Here is an 18,346-nt window from a genome sequence, read left to right as displayed (position 1 = left end):
ACTGCTCACTGCTCACTGTTCACGGTTCACGGTTTACAGAGTTCTTGCCACTTCGATGCGCTCGAAGCACTCGATCTGGTCGCCGACCTTCACGTCGTTGTACTGCTTCACGGCGATACCGCATTCCATGCCGTTGCGCACTTCATCCACGAGTTCCTTGAAGCGGCGCAGCGATTCCAGTTCGCCCTGGAACACCACCACGTTGTCGCGGAGCACGCGGATCGGCTTGGAGCGCTTGACCACGCCCTCGGTGACCATACAGCCCGCCACCGCGCCGAACTTCGACGAGCGGAAGACATCGCGCACCTGCGCGATACCGATGATCTCCTCGCGGATCTCCATGCCGAGGAGGCCGGATGCCGCCTGCTTCACCTGATCGATGACGTCGTAGATGATCGAGAAGTAACGGACGTCGAGACCGTTCGTGTCGATGACCTTGCGCGCCGAGGCATCGGCACGGACGTTGAAGCCGATGATCAGCGCCTTCGAGGCCGCCGCCAGCGTTGCTTCCGATTCGGTGATGCCGCCCACGCCGGACGAGATCACGTTCACCTTCACCAGGTCGTTGCCGATCTGGGTGAGCGAGTCGCGCAGCGCCTCCACCGAACCCTGCACATCGGCCTTCACCAGGATGTTAAGGGTCTGCTGACCTTCGCCCTGGCCCATCTGGGCCATGATGTCTTCCAGACGGTTGGACTTGCTGACGAGACGGTTCTCGCGACGCTTCTGCTGACGCTCCGCCGCCACCTGGCGAGCAAGGCGCTCGTCCTCGACGGCCACGAAGTCGTCACCCGATTCCGGCACGCCGGACAGACCCAGCACCTGCACCGGAATGGACGGACCCGCCTCGTTCACCTGCTTGCCGGTTTCGTCCACGAGCGCGCGCATGCGGCCGTATTCCACGCCGCAGACGACGAAGTCGCCCTTCTTCAGCGTGCCCTGCTGCACCAGCACCGTGGCCACCGGACCGCGACCGCGATCGAGGCTGGATTCGATGACGACACCCGAGGCGCGGCCGTCGGCCACCGCCTTGAGTTCCATCACTTCCGCCTGGATCGAGATGGCGTCGAGCAGCGCGTCCACGCCGTCGCCCGTCTTCGCGGACACGGGCACGAACTGCGTGTCGCCACCCCAGTCTTCGGGAATGACCTCGAGGTTGGCGAGGCCCTGCTTCACGTTGTCCGGATTGGCGTCGGACTTGTCCATCTTGTTGACGGCGACGATCAGCGGCACCTTCGCGGCGCGCGCATGCTTCACCGCCTCGATGGTCTGGGGCATGACGCCGTCGTCGGCCGCGACCACCAGCACCACGATATCGGTGGACTGGGCGCCGCGGGCACGCATCGACGTGAACGCGGCATGGCCCGGGGTGTCGAGGAAGGTGATGACACCGCGGCTGGTTTCGACGTGGTAGGCGCCGATGTGCTGCGTGATGCCGCCCGCTTCGCCCGAGGCGACCTTGGTACGGCGGATGTAGTCGAGCAGCGAGGTCTTGCCGTGGTCGACGTGGCCCATGATCGTGACGACCGGCGGACGCTGGATCTTCTCGCCCTCCAGTTCCACGTTCTGGGTGTGCGTGGCCAGCGCGGCCTCCGCGTCGTTGTCGGTGGCGCGAACCGGGTTGTGGCCCAGTTCCTCGACCACCAGCGCGGCGGTGTCGTGGTCGATCGTCTGGTTGATCGTGGCCATGACGCCCATCTTGAACAGGGCCTTCACCACCTCGGCGCCCTTCACGGCCATCTTCTGGGCCAGCTCGGTAACGAGGTTGTTGTCGCCGATCACCACGTCGCGCACCACCGCGGCGGTGGGACGCGTGAAGCCGTGCGGACCCGACGACGTGGCGCCGCGCGGGGCCTCGGAACGGCCCTTGACCTTGCCGCCTCCGCGACGGTTGCCGCTGGAGCGGCGCGCGCGGTCGGCATCCGACAGGTGCAGTTCGCCGGCGGCAAAACGCTTGCCGCCCGGCTCGCGATCGCCATTACGGCCGCCGCCAGCACCACCGCCATGCTTCGGACGCGCCGCACCGCGGGCGTCGTTCGTGGACGGAGCGGATGCCGGGGCCGGACGGGCACCACCCGATGCAGCGGCCGGACGCGCCGCCGGCGTGGACGCCACGGGTGCCGGGGCCGGAGCCGGGGCAGGCGCGGGCGCCGGAGCAGGCTTGGACACGACGCGTTCGCGCTTCCGCGGCTCGTGGATGCGCGGAAGGATCATGCCGAGCGAGCGGTTATCGAGCTTCGCCGTCTGATGGCCGACACCGTCGTCGCCCGCCGCGGCCGGGGCTTCCGGCTGGGCTTCGGCGGCCGGGGCTTCGGCACGGGTTTGCTCGGCGCGAGCGCGCTCGGCCGCGGCCTCTTCCGCCTGGCGGCGCGCCTCGGCGGCGGCCTCTTCCTGGCGACGGGCTTCGGCTTCGGCGAGCTGACGGGCTTCCTCTGCCTCGCGACGGCGCTCGGCCTCCTCGCGGCGCTGGGCTTCCTCGTGCTCGCGCTGCGCCTGCGATTCGGCGAGCTTGCGCGCGGCTTCCTCACGCTCGGTGTCGTGCGATGCCTCTTCGGCGATCGCGCTGCGCTTCACGTACGTGCGCTTCGCCCGAACCTCGACGTTCACCGTCTTGGCCGGACCGGCGCCACGGCCGCTGCCCGTATTCACCTTCAGCTCGCCGACGGTGCGGCGCTTCAGGGTGATCTGGCGCGGGGCCGAGTCGTCCGCTTCGGGCGCGGGCTCGTTCTTGCCGTGCGTGCGACGCAGGAAACCGAGCAGCTTCACCTTTTCGGTGCTGCTGATGACCTGATCCGCATTGTTGAATTTCATCCCGGCCTGGTCGAGCTGCCCGAGGAGCTTCTCGACTGGCATCTCCAGGACCTGGGCCAGTTGTTTGATAGTGACGTCCGACATCGTTCTTTATTCTCCGCCGTTCCCGCGCGTAACCTTACGTGCCGTCGATGACCCGTACGGCTGCCTCCATCCATGGGGGGAAGCCTCGCGGCCTCCCTCGGGGCGCCCCTCCAGGGCGCTTCCGGACTCGCGCTTAGCCGCCCTTCTCCAATCGGGCGATCATCGGAGCGCGCGCAGCCATGATCAGCTGCGATGCGCGTTCCTCGGTCATGCCTTCAATATCGATCAGTTCGTCGACGGCCAGGTCGCCCAGGTCGTCGAGCGTCTTCACGTTACGCTCGGCGAGCGCGAAGGCGGTGGGTTCGTCCATGCCTTCCAGCTCGAGCAACTCGGCGGAAGGGCCGTTTTCGTCGATGCCTTCCTCGACCGCCAAGGCCTCGGTAAGCAGTGCGTCGCGGGCGCGGGCGCGAAGTTCCTCGACGATGTCCTCGTCGAAGCCTTCGATAGCCAGCAGCTCGGCGCTGGGCACGTATGCGATTTCCTCGACGGAGGAGAAACCTTCCTGGACCAGAATGCTGGCGATTTCCTGGTCGACTTCCAGCCGTTCCATGAACAGGGTAAGCGCGGCCTGCTGCTCCGCTTCCGACTTCGCGGTGACCTGGTCCTGCGTCATCACGTTGAGCTGCCAGCCGGTGAGCTTGCTGGCGAGGCGCACGTTCTGGCCGCCGCGGCCGATGGCCTGGGACAGCTTGTCCTCGGCCACCGCGATGTCCATCGAGTGCTTTTCCTCATCCATGATGATCGACTGCACCTCGGCGGGCGCCATCGCATTGATGACGTACTGGGCCTGGTTCTCGTGCCACAGGATGATGTCGACGCGCTCGCCGTTGAGCTCGTTCGACACCGCCTGCACGCGCGAACCGCGCATGCCGATGCACGCGCCGATGGGATCGGTGCGGCTGTCGTGGGCCACCACGGCGATCTTGGCGCGGTCGCCCGGATCGCGGGCGCAGCCCTTGATTTCCACCAGGCCCTGGCCGACTTCCGGCACTTCGAGCTTGAACAGTTCGATCATGAATTCCGGCGCGCTGCGCGAAACGAACAGCTGCGGACCGCGAATTTCCGACTTGACCTCGTAAAGGTAGCCACGTACGCGGTCGCCCACGCGAGCCGATTCGCGGGGAATGGTCTTGTCGCGCGGAATGAACGCCTCGGCGTTGCTGCCCAGGTCGAGGTACACGTTGCCGCGCTCCACGCGCTTCACGATACCGGTGACCAGCTCGCCCACGCGGTCGCGGAAGGCGTCGACCACCTGCTGGCGCTCGGCCTCGCGCACGCGCTGGACGATGACCTGCTTCGCGGCCTGGGCGGCGATGCGGCCGAATTCGGCGTTTTCGATCTGGTGCTCGATCCAGCCACCGACCTCCGCCACTTCGCCCTCGCCCGCTTCGTCCTGCGCGTCCATCAGGCGGATCTGGAAGGACGGGTCCTCCATTTCGCCGTCGTCCGCGATGATTTCCCAGCGACGGAACGTTTCGTAATCGCCGGAATTGCGGTCGATCTCGACCCGGATGTCCGGATCCTCGTCGGGGTAGCGCTTCTTGGCGGCCGAGGCCAACGCCGCTTCCATGGCTTCAAAAATGACTTCGCGCGGCACGCCCTTTTCGTTGGCGACCGCGTCGACTACCAGCAAAAGTTCTTTGCTCATTGCCGCTACTCCCGTAAGGATGCCCCGCATCCCGTCGTTGCGTTATTTGGATTTCTTGCCGCCCGGCGTGGGCTTCGGCTGCGGCGCATAGCCGAGGGCCACCCAGTCGGGAACCACGCGGGCGCTTTCGACGTCCGCATGCTCGAATTCGAATCTGCCGGCCTCGCCCTCGACCACAATGTGCTCGCCGTTTACTTCAACGACGTTGCCCTTGAGGCGCCGGCGACCCTCGATGGGGGCCTTCAGCAGCACCTTGACCTCCTGACCGCTCACGCGCGCGAATTGCGCCGCCGTGAACAGGGGGCGGTCGATACCGGGAGAGGAGACTTCCAGTACATAGTTGCCGGGGATCGGATCTTCAACGTCGAGGTAGGCCGAAAACTCGCGGCTTGCGGCCTCGCAGTCGTCGACCGTGACCTCGCGCTCGCCACCGGACACGTCGAGGTAGACGCGAAGGGTGCTCTGCCCGCCGGACGGGAGGAACTCGATCCCCAGCACTTCGAGGCCGAGGTCGGCCACGATGTCGGAGAATCGCTGTGAAAGTGCGTTGGTATCCACGTTGCCTGCGGTTTTTCCGGTCGCCAGAAACAAAAAAAGGGCGCGAACGGCCCATTCCTTTACGTCGCCGATGTATCCCGACACTTTCCTCCAGCGCCCATACGCGATGCCTTGACGGCGCTCACAGAGTGTCGCAAGGCGCCTCCATGCGCCCAACAAAAAAGCCTCACGAGGAGGCTTTCTTGTAAAAAGAAAGTTCCTGAAGCGATATGGGCGGGAGGCCTCGGCCGTCGCGAACACCGCTTAAGATTCACGGATTCTATCGATTTTTACAGGTTCACGCAAGGTTTCGCAGGACGCGGATGAGAAGACCGCCGCGGCGTCCACGAACCTGAGACGCGGGGTAGCGATACTGGCCCCATGACAGAAGACGCGCCCTACCCCCGATTCGCCACCCGCGGCCGGGCTTTTGTCTATGTCATGCCCTGCCGGGACGAAGACCTGCTGAAACTGGGCTTCTCCCGCGATCCTTTTACCCGGTTTTCCACCCTGCACCGCCGGTTCTTCGGGTTCTTCGACCTGGACCGGGGCCTGCTGGTGGACGCCGAGCGGGTGGCCGCGGCGCGCAGGATAGAGCGGACGCTGATCGAGGGCTTTCGGGAACACCGCGCCATGGCGCCGCTGGCGGTGCGTGCCACGGCGGGAGGCCACACGGAATGGTATCGCGGCGCGCACCTGGCTGTCTCCGACACGCTGAGACGCATCGCGGCGGATGAGGGACTATATCTCCACGACGGGCTGAGGCCGTGGCTGCGAGAGCACCTCCTGGCCCGTGCCGACCTCCTGCACGACTGGGCGCTGAGGATCGTCGACACCCTCGACTGGGCCCGCGCCAACGCCCCGGACGACCCGGGCGCAACCACGCTCCGCCGCGCCCTGCTCGACACCTGGGCCATGTTCGAGGCCGCCGGCATCGACGTGCGGGCCTTCGTGCCTTCGTCGGTCAGCGAATGGTTCGACCACGGCGAGCACCGCCGCTTGTTTCCCCAGGATCGGTAGGGGTACCGCCCAGCGGCACGACCCGTCGTGTTTTCCAACCGTCCGGCGCGCGCTCCATCACATGCACCTGCTCCGCGACGCAGGCGACGGGGCCATTCGCATGCAGGCGTTCTTCGAGGGCCGCCGCGATGGCCTCGCGATCGCGGCGTACCTCCCGGGCCACGGAAACATGGGGAATGTATTCCGGAAACTCGCGATCCCGGCGGGGGCGTTCCGGGAACGCCAGCTGCAACGCGGCGGCCAGTGCCCCGATGGCGGCAGACGGCGACGGCGCCAGCCAAACCGTGGAGGGAAACATGCGCACCGCGTCCAGACGGAATGCCAATGGCTGGCGGGCCGCGGCCACCGTGCGCAGCCTTTCCTCGACCGCCGGCGTGATGCGCTCGCTGTCGAGGAACGGATAGACCAGGGTGATGTGGGCAGCGAGGCCCAGCTTCGCGGCGGGATCGAGGCGCGCGCGAAGGTCGCCGATGAGGGGCTCGGCCTCCGGAACCATGAGTGCCAGCAACGTGCGGCTCATGCCCGACAGCTTATACCTCGCCGCCGCATCTGGCTGAAAAAAAGTGGCTCCTGCGGACACGGACGCCGGCCCTTCAGGACCGGCGCCCGTCGCTTCCCTTCAGGCTCAGTTCGTCCAGGTTGCCTTCAACGTCACGCCCGAGAACGCCGCGTACGCGTTGAGCATCACGTAGTAGGTGCCCGGGGTGGGCGACGCGGACGTGCAGCTTTCCGTGTTACCCGTGACATACGGGCGGCAGTCGTACGACGAGGTCGTTGGAGCGGAACCGAACTTGACATACAGGTCGGCATCGCCGGTGCCGCCCGAGATGGCGATCTTCAGGTTCGTCGCACCGGACGGCACCACCACGGTGTAGTTCAGTTTCCCGTTCTTGGCCGCCGAGAGACCGGTGACCGCCACGCCGTTCTGCAACACGTTGCCGCCGCCGGACGAACCCACCGTTACGGACGAGGTCTTCGTATTGCTGGAGCCGCCGTTGTCCGTCACCGTCTCGCTCACCGAATAGGTGCCGGCGGACGCGTAGGTGTGGCTCGGGTTCGTGGCGGTGGACGTGGAGCCGTCGCCGAAGTTCCAGGAACGCGACGCGATGCTGCCATCGCTGTCCGAGGAACTGTCGGTGAAGGTGGCGGTGAGGCCACTGGTGGTGAAGCTGAAATTGGCCACGGGCGGCGTATTCCCGCCGCCGCCCCCGCTTACCCAGTTCGCCTGCGCGTAGGTATTGAGGGCGCCGATGTTGAAGCTGCCGAAGCCAGTGGCTTCATCGAAACCGGTGGACGCGGTGTAGCCATGCCCCTGATAACCGTTGTTGCCGGAGGTCACGTCGTGCAGCAGCGACGTCTGGCTGGGGAACGCCTGGTAGAACTTCGACGCGGGGAAGCCGATGGCATTGTTGGCCGCCGACTCGATGCGCGCGAAGGCGCCGACGAACAACGGCGACGCCAGGCTGGTTCCGCCCACCTGCTCCGTCTGCCCGTTGACGACGATGAGCGCACCCGACGACGACGCGGCATCGAACGACACGTCCGGACCCACACGCTTCGTCGAACTGGTCACCGACGACTGCCACGAAGGCGCGGTTTCGTACAGGCTGGTGCCGCCGCCGGTGGCCCACAGACGCTGGTTGTTGTCGCCCTGGCTCGGCGCAATGGCCGAGAGGCCTTCGTTCCACACGGTTTCGCCCGTCCACGAGGTGCCGCTGGTGGACAGCGTGGTGCCGCCCACCTGAACCACGTAGGGCGAACTCGCCGGCTCGCTGACCGAGTAATGCGTGAGGTCGATCTTCACCGTACCGGCGGAATTGGCCACATAGCCCGGCGAACCCGACACCGGGTCGGAGGACCACTGGTACACGCCCGCGTCACCGGCCGCCACCGAGAAGGTCTGTCCCTGCGCGACCGCCTGCTGGAAGATCGCATCGTCCGCCGCCTGTGTGCCCGACTGCTCCGCAGCCGTCTCGTCTTCGCCGAGCGAGACGTTGATCAGCTTCGCCTGATTGTCGGTGACCGCGCGGTTGAAGGTGGCGGTGATGCCGGCGTTCGTGATGCCGCTGGAACTGGAGTCTCCGTTGGCCGAGGTGTAGAAGATCAGGCGCTGCACCGCACCGGCGATACCCACGATGTCCTGGCTGTCGAGCGACCACTCGCCGTTCGAATCGGGATCGTTGGCGAAGGTGCCGCTGCCCACTTTCGTGATCGTCGAACTGACCGTCGGCAGGCCGGCGCTCGCGGTAAAGCTGTTGAGGTCCGTCACCGTCTGCGTGATCGAGCCCCAGGTGATGATGCCGACCGTGGTTCCGCTCGCGGTCGGCACGTTGCTGCCGCCGTAGATGGCGGCGAAGTCCTGGGGATGATGGGCGGCGACGGCTGCGGCCGCCTGCGTGCTCATGCTCGGCCCGGGAACGGTCACGTCCGCAGGCTTGTACACGTGATTGAGCGGACGCTTCACCGACACGTTCTGCAGGCCGAGGATGGACTGCACGGAGTCGCCCAGCGCGGCGGGCACGAGGGCCGGCGTATCGTTCGCGAAGAATTCGCGGCCGTTCGCGGTGAACCGCTTGATCGACGTATGGAAGCCGTTCGCGGCGGCGCCGACGTTGCCGTCCGCCGAGATCAGCAGGTTGTTCGGCGCCACGTCGATGTTGCCGAAGCCGGCCTGCTTCAGGTGTGTCACCACCGCATCCACCTGCGCCTGGGTCGGCGCGAAGCGTGCCTTGAACTCCTCCGGCGTGAGGAACTTGCCGTAGAGCTTGTTGCCTGGGGTGGTGACCGCCGAGAGGAAGGACGCCAGTTCATCGGGATGGCGCAGCTTGAGGCTGACGGCCACGTGCAGCGGCTTGTCCGCCGGCATCGCAGTGACGGCGACTCCGTCGATTCGCGGCGAGCCCGTCATGTTCAACGCGTAACCCGAAGCCACCGGCGTACCGGTGGTGGACGACGCGGCCAGCGTCTGCGTACCCGCGACGGGTAGCATCGCGGCCTGGGTGCGCGTTGACACCCAACTGTCTTCCGCATGCGCGGAAAGGGTGGACATCGCCAGCGCGATGGCCACCGTCAGTACCGTCTTGCGCGAGATCCCAGAAGCAAAAGCATCGATCTTCATGAGTGATCCTTCCATTAGCCCGTAGATTGCTTCCGCCAAGGCGGAAGCCCTGACACTGCAGGCGTTCTGGATCGAGCGGCACCCTTCCCCGACCGGCATGGCTGCCGGCCGCTCCGCGTATCGCAGGAAATTGCGTCACCCCACCCTTTCCGCCACTTGCTCCCCCTGTGCTTCGAGCAATGGCAAGGCGAGCTTTCGCAAGGCTTTCGGAAAAGCGGAGAACGCGAGGAAGAAATCCAAGTCCGTGACACGACACGCAAATTATGACAGCGCAGAATCGGCACCCGATCGCCCGCGGCGCAGTGGGCTTTCCGTCAGCGCTGAACCATTCGCAAGTTACTGCGACGCAGGTTGCGACCCCACGTCAGTGGGACTTTAGCGGCAGGTAGATATCGACCACCGCCTCGTGTTCCGGCACATCCGGAAAGAACGCCACACGGCGGAGGAACAGTGGCGCATCGCCCGGCTCCTCGCCGCTTTCCGTCAGCCACTCGCCGTAAAGGAAGCGGATGGCGTCGCCCAGCAGGGCGTCCGATCCTTCATGGCGCAACATGGCGCAGCGACCGCCGGGGAGGCACGCGGCCGTGACGCCCGCGTCGTTAGGAGCCACCGACTCGCAGGACACGCACAGATCGAGGCGATAGCGCTCGGGCGGCGTCGTTTCCGGGTCGTCGTGGAGAACGTTCCAGGTGGCGTGCCTGACGGGAGGAAGGTGGTTGGCCCGACGCCAGGCGATGAAACGGCGAATGCTCTCCCCGACGCGCTCCGGCGGGCCCACGTGCGAAAGGCAGGCAACCGGCGTGTCGGGAAAATCGACGATGCGCACATCGTCGAGGCGAAAGCGCGTGAGCATATGGAATCTCCTTACTTCATCGAGTTCACGCCATGCGGTAGCCCAGACGCGCCAGTCCGGCGCCTCGCGGAACGCCGCGGGCGATTGGCCAAGCCGCAGCCGGAATGCGCGCGAGAACGCTTCCGGGCTCTCGTAACCTGCGTCCAGAGCGGCATCGGTCAGCGACACCTCCGGACGAAAGGCGGCCTGCCACGCCGCACGCTTGAAGCGCGACAGCTGCACGTAGCGATGTACAGGCATTCCGGTAAGCGCCGAGAAACGCCGGTGGAAATGGTGTGGTGAGTAGGCTGCTATCCGCGCAAGCACATCCAGCGACAGGTCGCCGTCCAGATGGCTGTCCACGTGATCGAGTACACGGCGGAATCGTTCGTTGGCTGGATCGTTCATGGGTACAGCGTACCGGGCGGTCGGCGTGCCGCGCATGACCGATCTTGCGGACCTCGGCGCCTCCGGGGGCCCGGGGTTGACCGGGTTCTCACTATTTGTGCCGTTCCTCTGCAACACTCCACGGGTTGCAGGGGAAGCTCAGGTATTTAGACGTCTAAATTTCCCACGCAAGCAGTTTTCGTGCCGGATCACCGCCCACGGTCCGGCCGCACTGCCAGAGAGCCGAGGCTCTCTCTTCGTGGGCCCTGAGGAGCACCTCGCATCGTGAAACCGAAGATCGAGTTTTCCGGACTACGCGTACGACTCAAGACACTGCTTGCAGTGACCGGCTTCGTCCTCCTGGCGGCACCGCTGACGGGAGCTGCGGAGGCGCCCTCCGTCGCCAACCCGCACAACGACGGCCCCACGGCCGTTGCCCGAGCCCGCGTGGCCGCCGACGTCCTCATGGGCTCCTATGATCCGGACAAGGCCTGGTTCCCATCCAGTTGGTGGAACTCGGCCGTGGCACTACAGACCATCGGCGACTACATGCAGCGCACGGGGGATCGTCGCTACCTCGGCCAGTTGGACAACACCTTCGAGAAAGACAAGGGCGTCTTCCCCGCGGGCGTGCTTTCGGGCGATCCGCTGCTCGGCAATTTCACCAGCCGGGCCATCGACGATTCCGAATGGTGGGGCCTGACCTGGCTGCAGGCGTACGACCTGACCCACGACCCGAAGTACCTCGACATGGCGGTGACCATCGCCAACTACGTGTACGGCTACTGGGATACCAGCACCTGTGGCGGTGGCGTGTGGTGGGATGCCGAGCGCACCTACAAGAACGCCATCACCAACGGTTTGTGGATCCGCCTCACCGCGGAGCTGCATAACCGGATCCCCGGCGACACGCTCTGGCTGAGCCGCTCCCGCACGGCGTGGCAGTGGTTCCAGGGCAGCGGCATGATCAATGCCGACGGCCTCGTCAACGACGGCCTGACCAACGCCTGCACCAACAACGGCCAGAACGTGTGGACCTACAACCAGGGGCTTGCCATCGGCGGCGGCCTCGAGCTGTGGCGCGCCACGAAGGATCCCGCGATTCTCGCCACGGTCAAACGCCTCGCGGACGCTTCGATCGGCCCCGGCGGCCTGGTAACCGACGGCACGCTGACCGAAGCCTGTGACGCCACCGACCAGACCTGCGATGACAACGCCAAGCAGTTCAAGGGCATCTTCACGCGCTACTGGACCGACCTCGTCGATACCACGCACGATCGGCGCTACGCGGATTTCCTCGAGCGACAAGCCGAAACCGTATGGAACCAGGACAGGGATGCCGCGAACCGCCTCGGCACCCGCTGGGCCGGCGCCACGAACGACGACCATCCCAACGTCTTCGACTGGCGCACGCAGGCCAGCGCGTTGAGCGCGCTCATCGGCGACGTGCCGCTACCCACGCCGTTCGCATCGCTGGCCGCCACGCTGTCCCCGGCGCAGCCGGTGATCATGCCGTCCGCCTCCGGCAACGCGACCATTCCCGGCGAACTCGGCCTGTCGGCCTCCGGATACCTGCCGCTCGTGACGCTCGTCTCCACCGATGCACCGGCGGGATGGAGCGCCTCGCCGCGCGCTACCCTCGTTACCCTTCGGCCGCACGGCAACGCCGCGCCGGTCTATCGCAGCGTGCCGATGCGGATCACCGTACCCAGTGCCGCCACCGATGGACACCACACGGTGACCGCGAACGCCTTTGCGGCAGGCTTGCGCTTCACTGCGCAGGCAGACGTGCTGGTGGCGCACTCGGTCGACTTCGACACGGGCACGGCCGGCGAATTGCCATGGCTGTTCGACCCCGACCACTCGCAGAGCAACGGCGTGCAGAATCGCTTCGCCGACGGCAACGCGCACTTCACCTATCGCTTTCCCTTCCCGGCCGATACCACCTCGGCACAGGTCACCCTGACCATCGACGCCGAGTTCGTGGTGCAGGTCAGCTCCGACAACACGAACTGGACGACCGTGCTGAAGGAAGACCGCCCGATCACCGACGGATCGAACAAGGCCGATCGCACCATCGATCTGACACCCTACCTGGGAAGCGGTGCCGACGGCTCCAAGCCGGTATACCTGAAGGTCTCCGACAGCTTCCCCAACGACGGTTGGGGCGGCCGCGTGTATCACGTCACGGCGAACATCGTGCAGTGAGGTGTCTCGCCCCGTCCTCGCCAAGCGAGGACGGGGCTCATTCGCGAGCCATCAGCGCTTTGCGACGGAAAAAGAAGATGATCGCGCCGAGGGGCAAGGACACTCCGAGCGTCCATGGTCCATAGGCCGGCGCGAAGGCCGAGGCCCCGAATATCTGGAACGACACCGGCACAAAATTCAGCTGTCCGGTTGTCCAGTTGAGGTGCACGGTCGTCACGCCGACCAGCGTGAACAAGGCCCAGAGCACCTTGCGCCGGCGAATCGGAGTACGGATGCAGGTGACACATGCCGCAATACTGACCAATGGCGACATGACGGCGAGAAACAGCATCAGGAAGTGAAGGCCGCCCTTGCCGCGAAAGGTAAAGGCATTCATCTGTTCCAGCGACCGGTCGAACAACTGAGCGTGGAGGCCGACGATCCTGGCCTGATTGTCACCGTGCTTCCGCAGCACGACGTTCGCCACCAGCCACTTTCCCTCGAACTCGTATTCGTAGGTCAAGTCGTAGCGCCGCTCGCCGCTCCAGATGTGCGTGTTCGCACCCACGACCTTCACCGAGCGCGGTTCACCTTTCGGGAACCCGGCAGCCCATTCGGAAAGCTGTGCATCCGTGGCCTTGTCCTGCAACACAGGATCAAACAACCCACGAAGTGCGGCGAGACGCCCACCACGCCAGTCGTCGACCGCCTGTTTCGCCAGCTCCGCTTCGGGATGCGGCGTGAACTTCGCAATCATCGCATCCTGATTGCAGCCCACCAGACCCAGCGTCAACACCAGCACGAGGACGATCCACCCTGCCTTCATTCCACACTCCCTTGCCCCGCGCCATGCGGTCGGTCGCCGGCAATGGTAGTGGAAAGCGCTTCAGGCGACGCCGCGCATCCTCCGCACCGTCGCGTCGGCGTGAAACCGGCGCGAAGCCTCCGCCACGTCGGAGCTGACGACGGTCTTGCCGATGGGCGCGAGGGCGATGCCCGCCAGCTTCAGATGCTGAATGCCGAAGGGAATGCCGATGATCGTCAGGCAGCAGGCAACGGCGGAACAGACATGGCCGATGGCAAGCCAGATCCCGGCGAAGACGAACCAGATGATATTGCCGACCGTGCCGAAGATGCCGGTGCCGATGTCGCCGCGGCCGGAGAGCTCCTCGCGGTCCACGGCCTCCTTGCCGAACGGGAAAAAGGCGAACGTGCCGATCACGAAACAGGAGCGCGCCCAGGGGATGCCGACGATGGTGATCATGGCGAGCAACCCCGCCAGCCACCAGCCAAGGCCCATGACCAGGCCGCCGAAGACGAACCAGATGATGTTTCCTATCGCGCGCATACCTTGTTCCTTTTGGGCTTGAGCGAAACCTAACGCTGCGGCGTCCACGCCACATGTGCCGGTCGGCCTCCCTTCCGGCGAGCCAAGGGACGAGGCGTCATGGCGGCCCGGTCAGTCCCGATAGGTTCCGCTGAGGACAGCGGCGGTGCGAGTGGCGTCCAGTTCGGCCCGCGCCCGAGCGCCGGCCTCCGTGTCGAAAGTGGCCGTACCACCCGACACAAGGCAACGAACCGGTTCGCCCGGAGCCGCCGACTCGGCCTCCTTCTGGGTCGCATAGACCGCCCATGCCGCCGTCCACCGATCGAGTTGACCCGTGGCTTGCTCGGTCTGAATCGCGGCCCAGTTTTCCCCAACCCTGATGACTTCCGCCATGCCTGAGTGCCCCGTGATTTTCCGAGGGCCGATGGTGCGCGCCGTTCGCGAAGGCTGCAAGATGGGGGGTACCGAGTCATTGCGCGACGCATTGCGCGAATCCATGAAACGCCCGCCACAAAAGAAAACGGCGCGATCTACGTGAGATCGCGCCGTTCAATTTTAAACTGGTAGCGGGGGCCCGATCCGGTCTTTATCTCACAGAGACATTGAGCCTGCGCATAGGCTAGAACCGCTCGTGGTCGCGGTCCACGAGACTGGGGCACCCCATCATCTTGCGCACTTGTCCACCATGGACCCATACCCATGAATGATGGAATCCTCACCGACCTACGCGCCCAAGACACGCCCTTCTGCCATACGCACGTGCGACGGGCCTGGTTCGACCGGCATCTCCCAAACCTTCGCTTCGACAGCGAAATGGTGGTCGCGGCCGCCCGGCCCGAGACGCGCTGGCAGGCTGCCGGCGTCTACTTCCTCGTGTGGGAGGGGATGGTCTGCTACGTGGGACAGTCCCGCTGCATCGGGGCAAGGATGGTGCAATACGAGCGCGAAGGACGTCCGTTCGACGGAGTGGCCGCCATTGCAGGGATTCCCGAGTGGGCCAGGAGCGCGGTCGAGTACGCCTACATCCATGCATGGAACCCTCCCTGGAACGTCGAAAAGACGCGGTGCGATGACCTGTACGACCAGGAGGCGCTGCAGCAGGCCATCAACGGAACCTGCCGATCGCACGTGATGCCCTACCGGACTCCATTAGTCACCCGAGAGGACATGGCTTGGCCGACATGGCGCCTCCAGGTTCGGGAGTATTGGCGTTCCGCCGCCTCTTGATCTGGGTCGCGAACGGTGAGAACCGGTGGCGAGAAAATCGCCACATGAGCTACTACCTCACCGCGTCTGGCCAGCGCAAAACGAAGCGGCCATCCCTCCCCTTCGACGCCGCGGCATCTCGCCGGCGCGCCCTCTCTCTTCGTGGCAAGTGCCGCGTGCACGGCGAGTACCGCCTGAATGTGCTACGCCGCGGGGAAGTGGTGGCGAACGGCTGCCCTGGTTGCCATCCGGGGTGCCGATGATCAAGGACTCTCCCCACCGCTCGTCACGCGGAAGGCTGCGACGCCTCGAGATGGAGAATGCATGGGTGAACTGCCCGAAGCACGGCGGCTATAACCCGTATCAGCGCACGCTGGGCGGATGGCGCATGGGCGAGTGCCCGAAGTGCGCAGCCGAGCGTTACGAGGCATCCCGGCGCCGGTAGCTACGACCGATCATCGAGCCCCTTCGGTTTCCGCGGGAGCGGTCCGGAATCCCGCCACGCCTTGCGCGCGGCGGCCAAGGCCTTCACGTCCGGCATGTGGTGGCGCAGGTATCGCTCCACGAAGCGCCTGGCCTGCGCCTCGCTGCCGGCGTAGCAGTAAAGCTCGCGATCGACCCACGGCGTCACCGTGGACGCCCATCGCCCATCAGGGAAGGCCGTCTGGGACACGTAGCCGACATAGACGCCGTCGACTTGGGCGAACCAGGCCGCGCCGTTGACCGAGGGCTTCTTCCATTCGATGGCTGGGACGGTGCGCATGGCCGCGGACGATACGCGGGCGCAGTCTCAGGAATGTGGACGGCGTTAGGGTGTGATGGGAGGTTTCCCTGGTAACCCGCCACCCGGCCTACAGATCGATGGGCTCGACCAGCTCTGGCCCCTTGTTCTTAGGGGAACCGACCGCCTTGGTCACGGGGTGGTAGACGAGGTCCGCTTCAGGAACATCGGTGAGCACGCCCTGAGCGTCCGCCGGCGGCGCCTCGCACCAGACGGACCAGAGGTCGGGCGGCAGGATGACCGGCTGCCGGTCGTGGATGTCCCCGGAAACCTTCCCGGGCTCGCCGGTGATCACGGTGTAGGTGTGCACCCACTCGGCGTCCGGGGACTCGCGCCACCCTTCCCAGAGCCCAGCGAACATGAGCAGGTCGCCGGCGGGGTCGTGGATGAAGTACGGCTGCTTATGCGGGCGCTCGCCCTTCCACTCGTAATACCCGCTGGCCGGCACCAGGCAGCGGCGTTTCTTGAACGCCTCGCGGAAAGAGGGCTTGGTGGCCACCGTGTCGGCACGGGCGTTGATGGTCTTCGCCCCGAACTTCATGTCCGGCGCCCAGTGCGGCACCAGCCCCCAGTGGTAGGCCCGGACGTGGTAGCCGCCCTCCCGGTATACGACCACCGGTGCCTTCTGGGTCGGCGCGATGTTGTACTGGGGTTCCCGCTGGTTGATCTCGCTGATGATATCGAGCTCCATCTGCTCCAGGGCTTCGCGCGCCTGGCGGGAGAGGGAGACGGGTCCGAAGGTGGCGTAGCGGCCGCACATGGCCGCAGCATACCGTCAAGGTGTGACGGCGGCGTCAGGCCGTCGCGACTGGCGGCAGCTGCGATTCGATGATCGTCCCCGCCGGATGCACCACCCAGTTAAAATCCTCGGGCTGCGGCGCCAGAGCGATGACCTGTTCGAGAGTGGGAATCGGGTCAGGCAGCTGACCGTTGAAACCCGCCTGCCACTGTGACGCCCACCGCCACAGCGCATCGCGCCACGCGATCATTGCCGCGGCGTCGCCGGCGAACTGCGGCACCCCCGAATCCTTGTACGACACGCAGGACAGCACGGAGTCATAGGCGTTGGTCTTCGCCGTGTCCTCCATCCACTGCTGAAGGCCCGGCGTGAAGGCGGCGACATAATCGGCGAAGGTAGGCGCAGGAAAGGGATCGGGCTCATTGCCTTCGGCCAGCCAGGTGCGAAACACATCACCCTGCCAGCCTCCCTGCCCCTCTTCGACTGGGATAATCGCCCCCGTCTCGGTATCCATGACCGTGGTGCGATCCTGTGTGTTGTATTTGTAGCGTCCCATAATCAAAGCTCCGCATCCGCAAGCCAGTTGCCTGCAACCGTATACGCCGAGGCCTGCACCAGGCCACTGCCTGGCGTGAGCGTCGCACTGAAACCTGAAGCCCCAGCCGTGAATGCGACAGGCACCGTGAACCACTGGCTGGTGAAGATCGCCCAGTTGTTACCCTGTGATGGCGCACTCGAATTCGTGTAAGGCGTAATGGTCGGTTGCGCCCTCATGTTTACAGGGAATGGGATACCTTCCGTACGCGCGGCCGCCGTGCTGAGGCCAGCCGCAATATGCGTGGCCTGATTCCCCGTGCCACCGGCCAGGTTAGTCTGGGGATCGACGTCCGGATCGAAGCTCTTGCAGCAATAGCGCTGGCACAAGGCCAACTCATATCCAATGGGTCGGACATCGAAAGCGGATGCGAATGAGCCCAGCTCAAGCTGGATACCACCCCTCTTAGCCCATCCGTCAAACGACACAGGGGCCGATGTGGTCAGCTGGACGAACACATTGCCCGTAATAGATCCGGGCACCACGAGCGTGACAGACTGCAAGCCAGCGCCGGCAGGGATAACGCCGTTCACACCGGCCGTAGTCGCATCGGGCCGAATATTTACCGTGATCGGTCCCGTCGGGTTGCTTACCGACACGGTCACCGTCGCGCCCGCCAGGGGCGCCTCGACGATCTGCCCGATCGTCCCGTTCAGCGTGAGCGTGGTCATATCTGCGGCGCGCGTGAAGCTTGCCGCGGCACCGAACGTTCGCCACCGATCATAGCCATAGACGTTGGCCGCCATAGCGCCGCCCGCAAAGACGCGCTGCTTAATGCGACCGCCGCCATTGATGAATAAATTTCTGCCGACGCGAAGAAGTCGAGCGTCGTCGCCAGCCGCCACCGTCCCCGCCGTCGTGCCGACATTTCTTGTAGACGCGCTACCGAGCCCATCGGCCACGGCTTCCACATCCGCAAGGCGGCCTTCAATGCCTGGGTTGCCTGGTGTCCCATCGCCATCGATTGCCGTTGCGATCTCGACGATGTTGAGTTCCGTTTTCATGAACCCTTCGCTGGGGTTGTCGCCCGTCACCGGGTCGAAGTTGATGCGCTGGATCGTCAGTGCCATGGGT

General features: G+C 65.4%; 15 protein-coding genes. 3 read left to right on the top strand and 12 right to left on the bottom strand.

Annotated elements, in window-relative coordinates:
• Positions 1–33 precede the first annotated feature (33 nt).
• The 3 genes from infB to rimP all read right to left on the bottom strand — a co-directional run bounded on the left by infB (position 34) and on the right by rimP (position 5,101).
• The gene (infB, locus tag FHS47_RS04765; RefSeq protein WP_167023642.1) at positions 34–2,895 is read right to left on the bottom strand and encodes a translation initiation factor IF-2; all 2,862 of its coding nucleotides are present in this window, start codon (positions 2,893–2,895) and stop codon (positions 34–36) included.
• 133 nt (positions 2,896–3,028) lie between these two features.
• On the bottom strand, positions 3,029–4,543 hold the full coding sequence (gene nusA, locus FHS47_RS04760; protein ID WP_167023639.1) for a transcription termination factor NusA: 1,515 nt from the start codon (positions 4,541–4,543) through the stop codon (positions 3,029–3,031).
• A gap of 42 nt (positions 4,544–4,585) precedes the next feature.
• On the bottom strand, positions 4,586–5,101 hold the full coding sequence (gene rimP / locus FHS47_RS04755; protein ID WP_167023636.1) for a ribosome maturation factor RimP: 516 nt from the start codon (positions 5,099–5,101) through the stop codon (positions 4,586–4,588).
• A 360-nt stretch (positions 5,102–5,461) separates the two neighbouring features.
• Here rimP and FHS47_RS04750 point away from each other — a divergent pair, with 360 nt between their 5' ends.
• Entirely contained in the window at positions 5,462–6,100 is a 639-nt protein-coding gene (locus tag FHS47_RS04750) for a GIY-YIG nuclease family protein (RefSeq protein ID WP_167023633.1), read from the top strand.
• Here FHS47_RS04750 and FHS47_RS04745 read toward each other — a convergent pair.
• The 3 genes from FHS47_RS04745 to FHS47_RS04735 all read right to left on the bottom strand — a co-directional run bounded on the left by FHS47_RS04745 (position 6,045) and on the right by FHS47_RS04735 (position 10,458).
• Positions 6,045–6,620 (bottom strand): 2'-5' RNA ligase family protein, encoded by a 576-nt coding sequence (locus FHS47_RS04745; RefSeq protein WP_167023630.1) that lies wholly within the window; start codon positions 6,618–6,620, stop codon positions 6,045–6,047. The genes FHS47_RS04750 and FHS47_RS04745 overlap by 56 nt on opposite strands.
• A gap of 105 nt (positions 6,621–6,725) precedes the next feature.
• Positions 6,726–9,218, bottom strand: coding sequence for a protease pro-enzyme activation domain-containing protein (locus FHS47_RS04740; protein WP_167023627.1), 2,493 nt, complete (start codon positions 9,216–9,218; stop codon positions 6,726–6,728).
• Positions 9,219–9,582: 364 nt separating this feature from the next.
• The gene (locus FHS47_RS04735; protein WP_167023623.1) at positions 9,583–10,458 is read right to left on the bottom strand and encodes an AraC family transcriptional regulator; all 876 of its coding nucleotides are present in this window, start codon (positions 10,456–10,458) and stop codon (positions 9,583–9,585) included.
• 264 nt (positions 10,459–10,722) lie between these two features.
• On the opposite strand from FHS47_RS04735, the gene FHS47_RS04730 reads away from it, so the two are divergent.
• The gene (locus FHS47_RS04730; RefSeq protein WP_208381796.1) at positions 10,723–12,645 is read left to right on the top strand and encodes a glycoside hydrolase family 76 protein; all 1,923 of its coding nucleotides are present in this window, start codon (positions 10,723–10,725) and stop codon (positions 12,643–12,645) included.
• Positions 12,646–12,682: 37 nt separating this feature from the next.
• On the opposite strand, the gene FHS47_RS04725 is transcribed toward FHS47_RS04730, so the two are convergent.
• Complete coding sequence (locus FHS47_RS04725) at positions 12,683–13,450, bottom strand: hypothetical protein (protein ID WP_167023620.1); 768 nt, start codon at positions 13,448–13,450, stop codon at positions 12,683–12,685.
• A 60-nt stretch (positions 13,451–13,510) separates the two neighbouring features.
• Positions 13,511–14,020 (bottom strand): YccF domain-containing protein, encoded by a 510-nt coding sequence (locus FHS47_RS04720; RefSeq protein WP_343203511.1) that lies wholly within the window; start codon positions 14,018–14,020, stop codon positions 13,511–13,513.
• A gap of 630 nt (positions 14,021–14,650) precedes the next feature.
• Here FHS47_RS04720 and FHS47_RS04715 point away from each other — a divergent pair.
• Positions 14,651–15,178 (top strand): GIY-YIG nuclease family protein, encoded by a 528-nt coding sequence (locus tag FHS47_RS04715; protein WP_167023617.1) that lies wholly within the window; start codon positions 14,651–14,653, stop codon positions 15,176–15,178.
• A gap of 424 nt (positions 15,179–15,602) precedes the next feature.
• Here the strand turns inward: FHS47_RS04715 and FHS47_RS04710 are convergent, their stop codons facing one another.
• The 4 genes from FHS47_RS04710 to FHS47_RS04695 form a co-directional block, all read right to left on the bottom strand.
• Entirely contained in the window at positions 15,603–15,920 is a 318-nt protein-coding gene (locus tag FHS47_RS04710) for a hypothetical protein (protein WP_167023614.1), read from the bottom strand.
• A gap of 88 nt (positions 15,921–16,008) precedes the next feature.
• Positions 16,009–16,698 carry an SOS response-associated peptidase gene (locus FHS47_RS04705; RefSeq protein WP_167023611.1) on the bottom strand — a complete coding sequence of 230 codons (690 nt, stop codon included), beginning with the start codon at positions 16,696–16,698 and terminating at the stop codon, positions 16,009–16,011.
• A 34-nt stretch (positions 16,699–16,732) separates the two neighbouring features.
• The gene (locus FHS47_RS04700) at positions 16,733–17,233 is read right to left on the bottom strand and encodes a hypothetical protein (protein WP_167023608.1); all 501 of its coding nucleotides are present in this window, start codon (positions 17,231–17,233) and stop codon (positions 16,733–16,735) included.
• A gap of 2 nt (positions 17,234–17,235) precedes the next feature.
• Positions 17,236–18,342: a hypothetical protein gene (locus FHS47_RS04695; protein ID WP_167021749.1), complete on the bottom strand. Its 1,107-nt coding sequence runs from the start codon at positions 18,340–18,342 to the stop codon at positions 17,236–17,238.
• Between the last annotated feature and the right edge of the window lie 4 nt (positions 18,343–18,346).

Origin of the sequence: Luteibacter sp. SG786 (assembly GCF_011759605.1) — a bacterium.
Taxonomy (GTDB): Bacteria; Pseudomonadota; Gammaproteobacteria; order Xanthomonadales; family Rhodanobacteraceae; genus Luteibacter.
Note: the sequence above shows the minus strand (reverse complement) of the source record. Positions and strands in the feature narration are given on the sequence as shown.

Coding starts and splice junctions, on each gene's coding strand:
- infB (WP_167023642.1), bottom strand. CDS start 2,895: ATGTCGGACGTCACTATCAAACAACTGGCCCAGGTCCTGGAGATGCCA.
- nusA (WP_167023639.1), bottom strand. CDS start 4,543: ATGAGCAAAGAACTTTTGCTGGTAGTCGACGCGGTCGCCAACGAAAAG.
- FHS47_RS04750 (WP_167023633.1), top strand. CDS start 5,462: ATGACAGAAGACGCGCCCTACCCCCGATTCGCCACCCGCGGCCGGGCT.
- FHS47_RS04745 (WP_167023630.1), bottom strand. CDS start 6,620: ATGAGCCGCACGTTGCTGGCACTCATGGTTCCGGAGGCCGAGCCCCTC.
- FHS47_RS04740 (WP_167023627.1), bottom strand. CDS start 9,218: ATGAAGATCGATGCTTTTGCTTCTGGGATCTCGCGCAAGACGGTACTG.
- FHS47_RS04735 (WP_167023623.1), bottom strand. CDS start 10,458: ATGAACGATCCAGCCAACGAACGATTCCGCCGTGTACTCGATCACGTG.
- FHS47_RS04725 (WP_167023620.1), bottom strand. CDS start 13,450: ATGAAGGCAGGGTGGATCGTCCTCGTGCTGGTGTTGACGCTGGGTCTG.
- FHS47_RS04715 (WP_167023617.1), top strand. CDS start 14,651: ATGAATGATGGAATCCTCACCGACCTACGCGCCCAAGACACGCCCTTC.
- FHS47_RS04710 (WP_167023614.1), bottom strand. CDS start 15,920: ATGCGCACCGTCCCAGCCATCGAATGGAAGAAGCCCTCGGTCAACGGC.
- FHS47_RS04705 (WP_167023611.1), bottom strand. CDS start 16,698: ATGTGCGGCCGCTACGCCACCTTCGGACCCGTCTCCCTCTCCCGCCAG.
- FHS47_RS04700 (WP_167023608.1), bottom strand. CDS start 17,233: ATGGGACGCTACAAATACAACACACAGGATCGCACCACGGTCATGGAT.
- FHS47_RS04695 (WP_167021749.1), bottom strand. CDS start 18,342: ATGGCACTGACGATCCAGCGCATCAACTTCGACCCGGTGACGGGCGAC.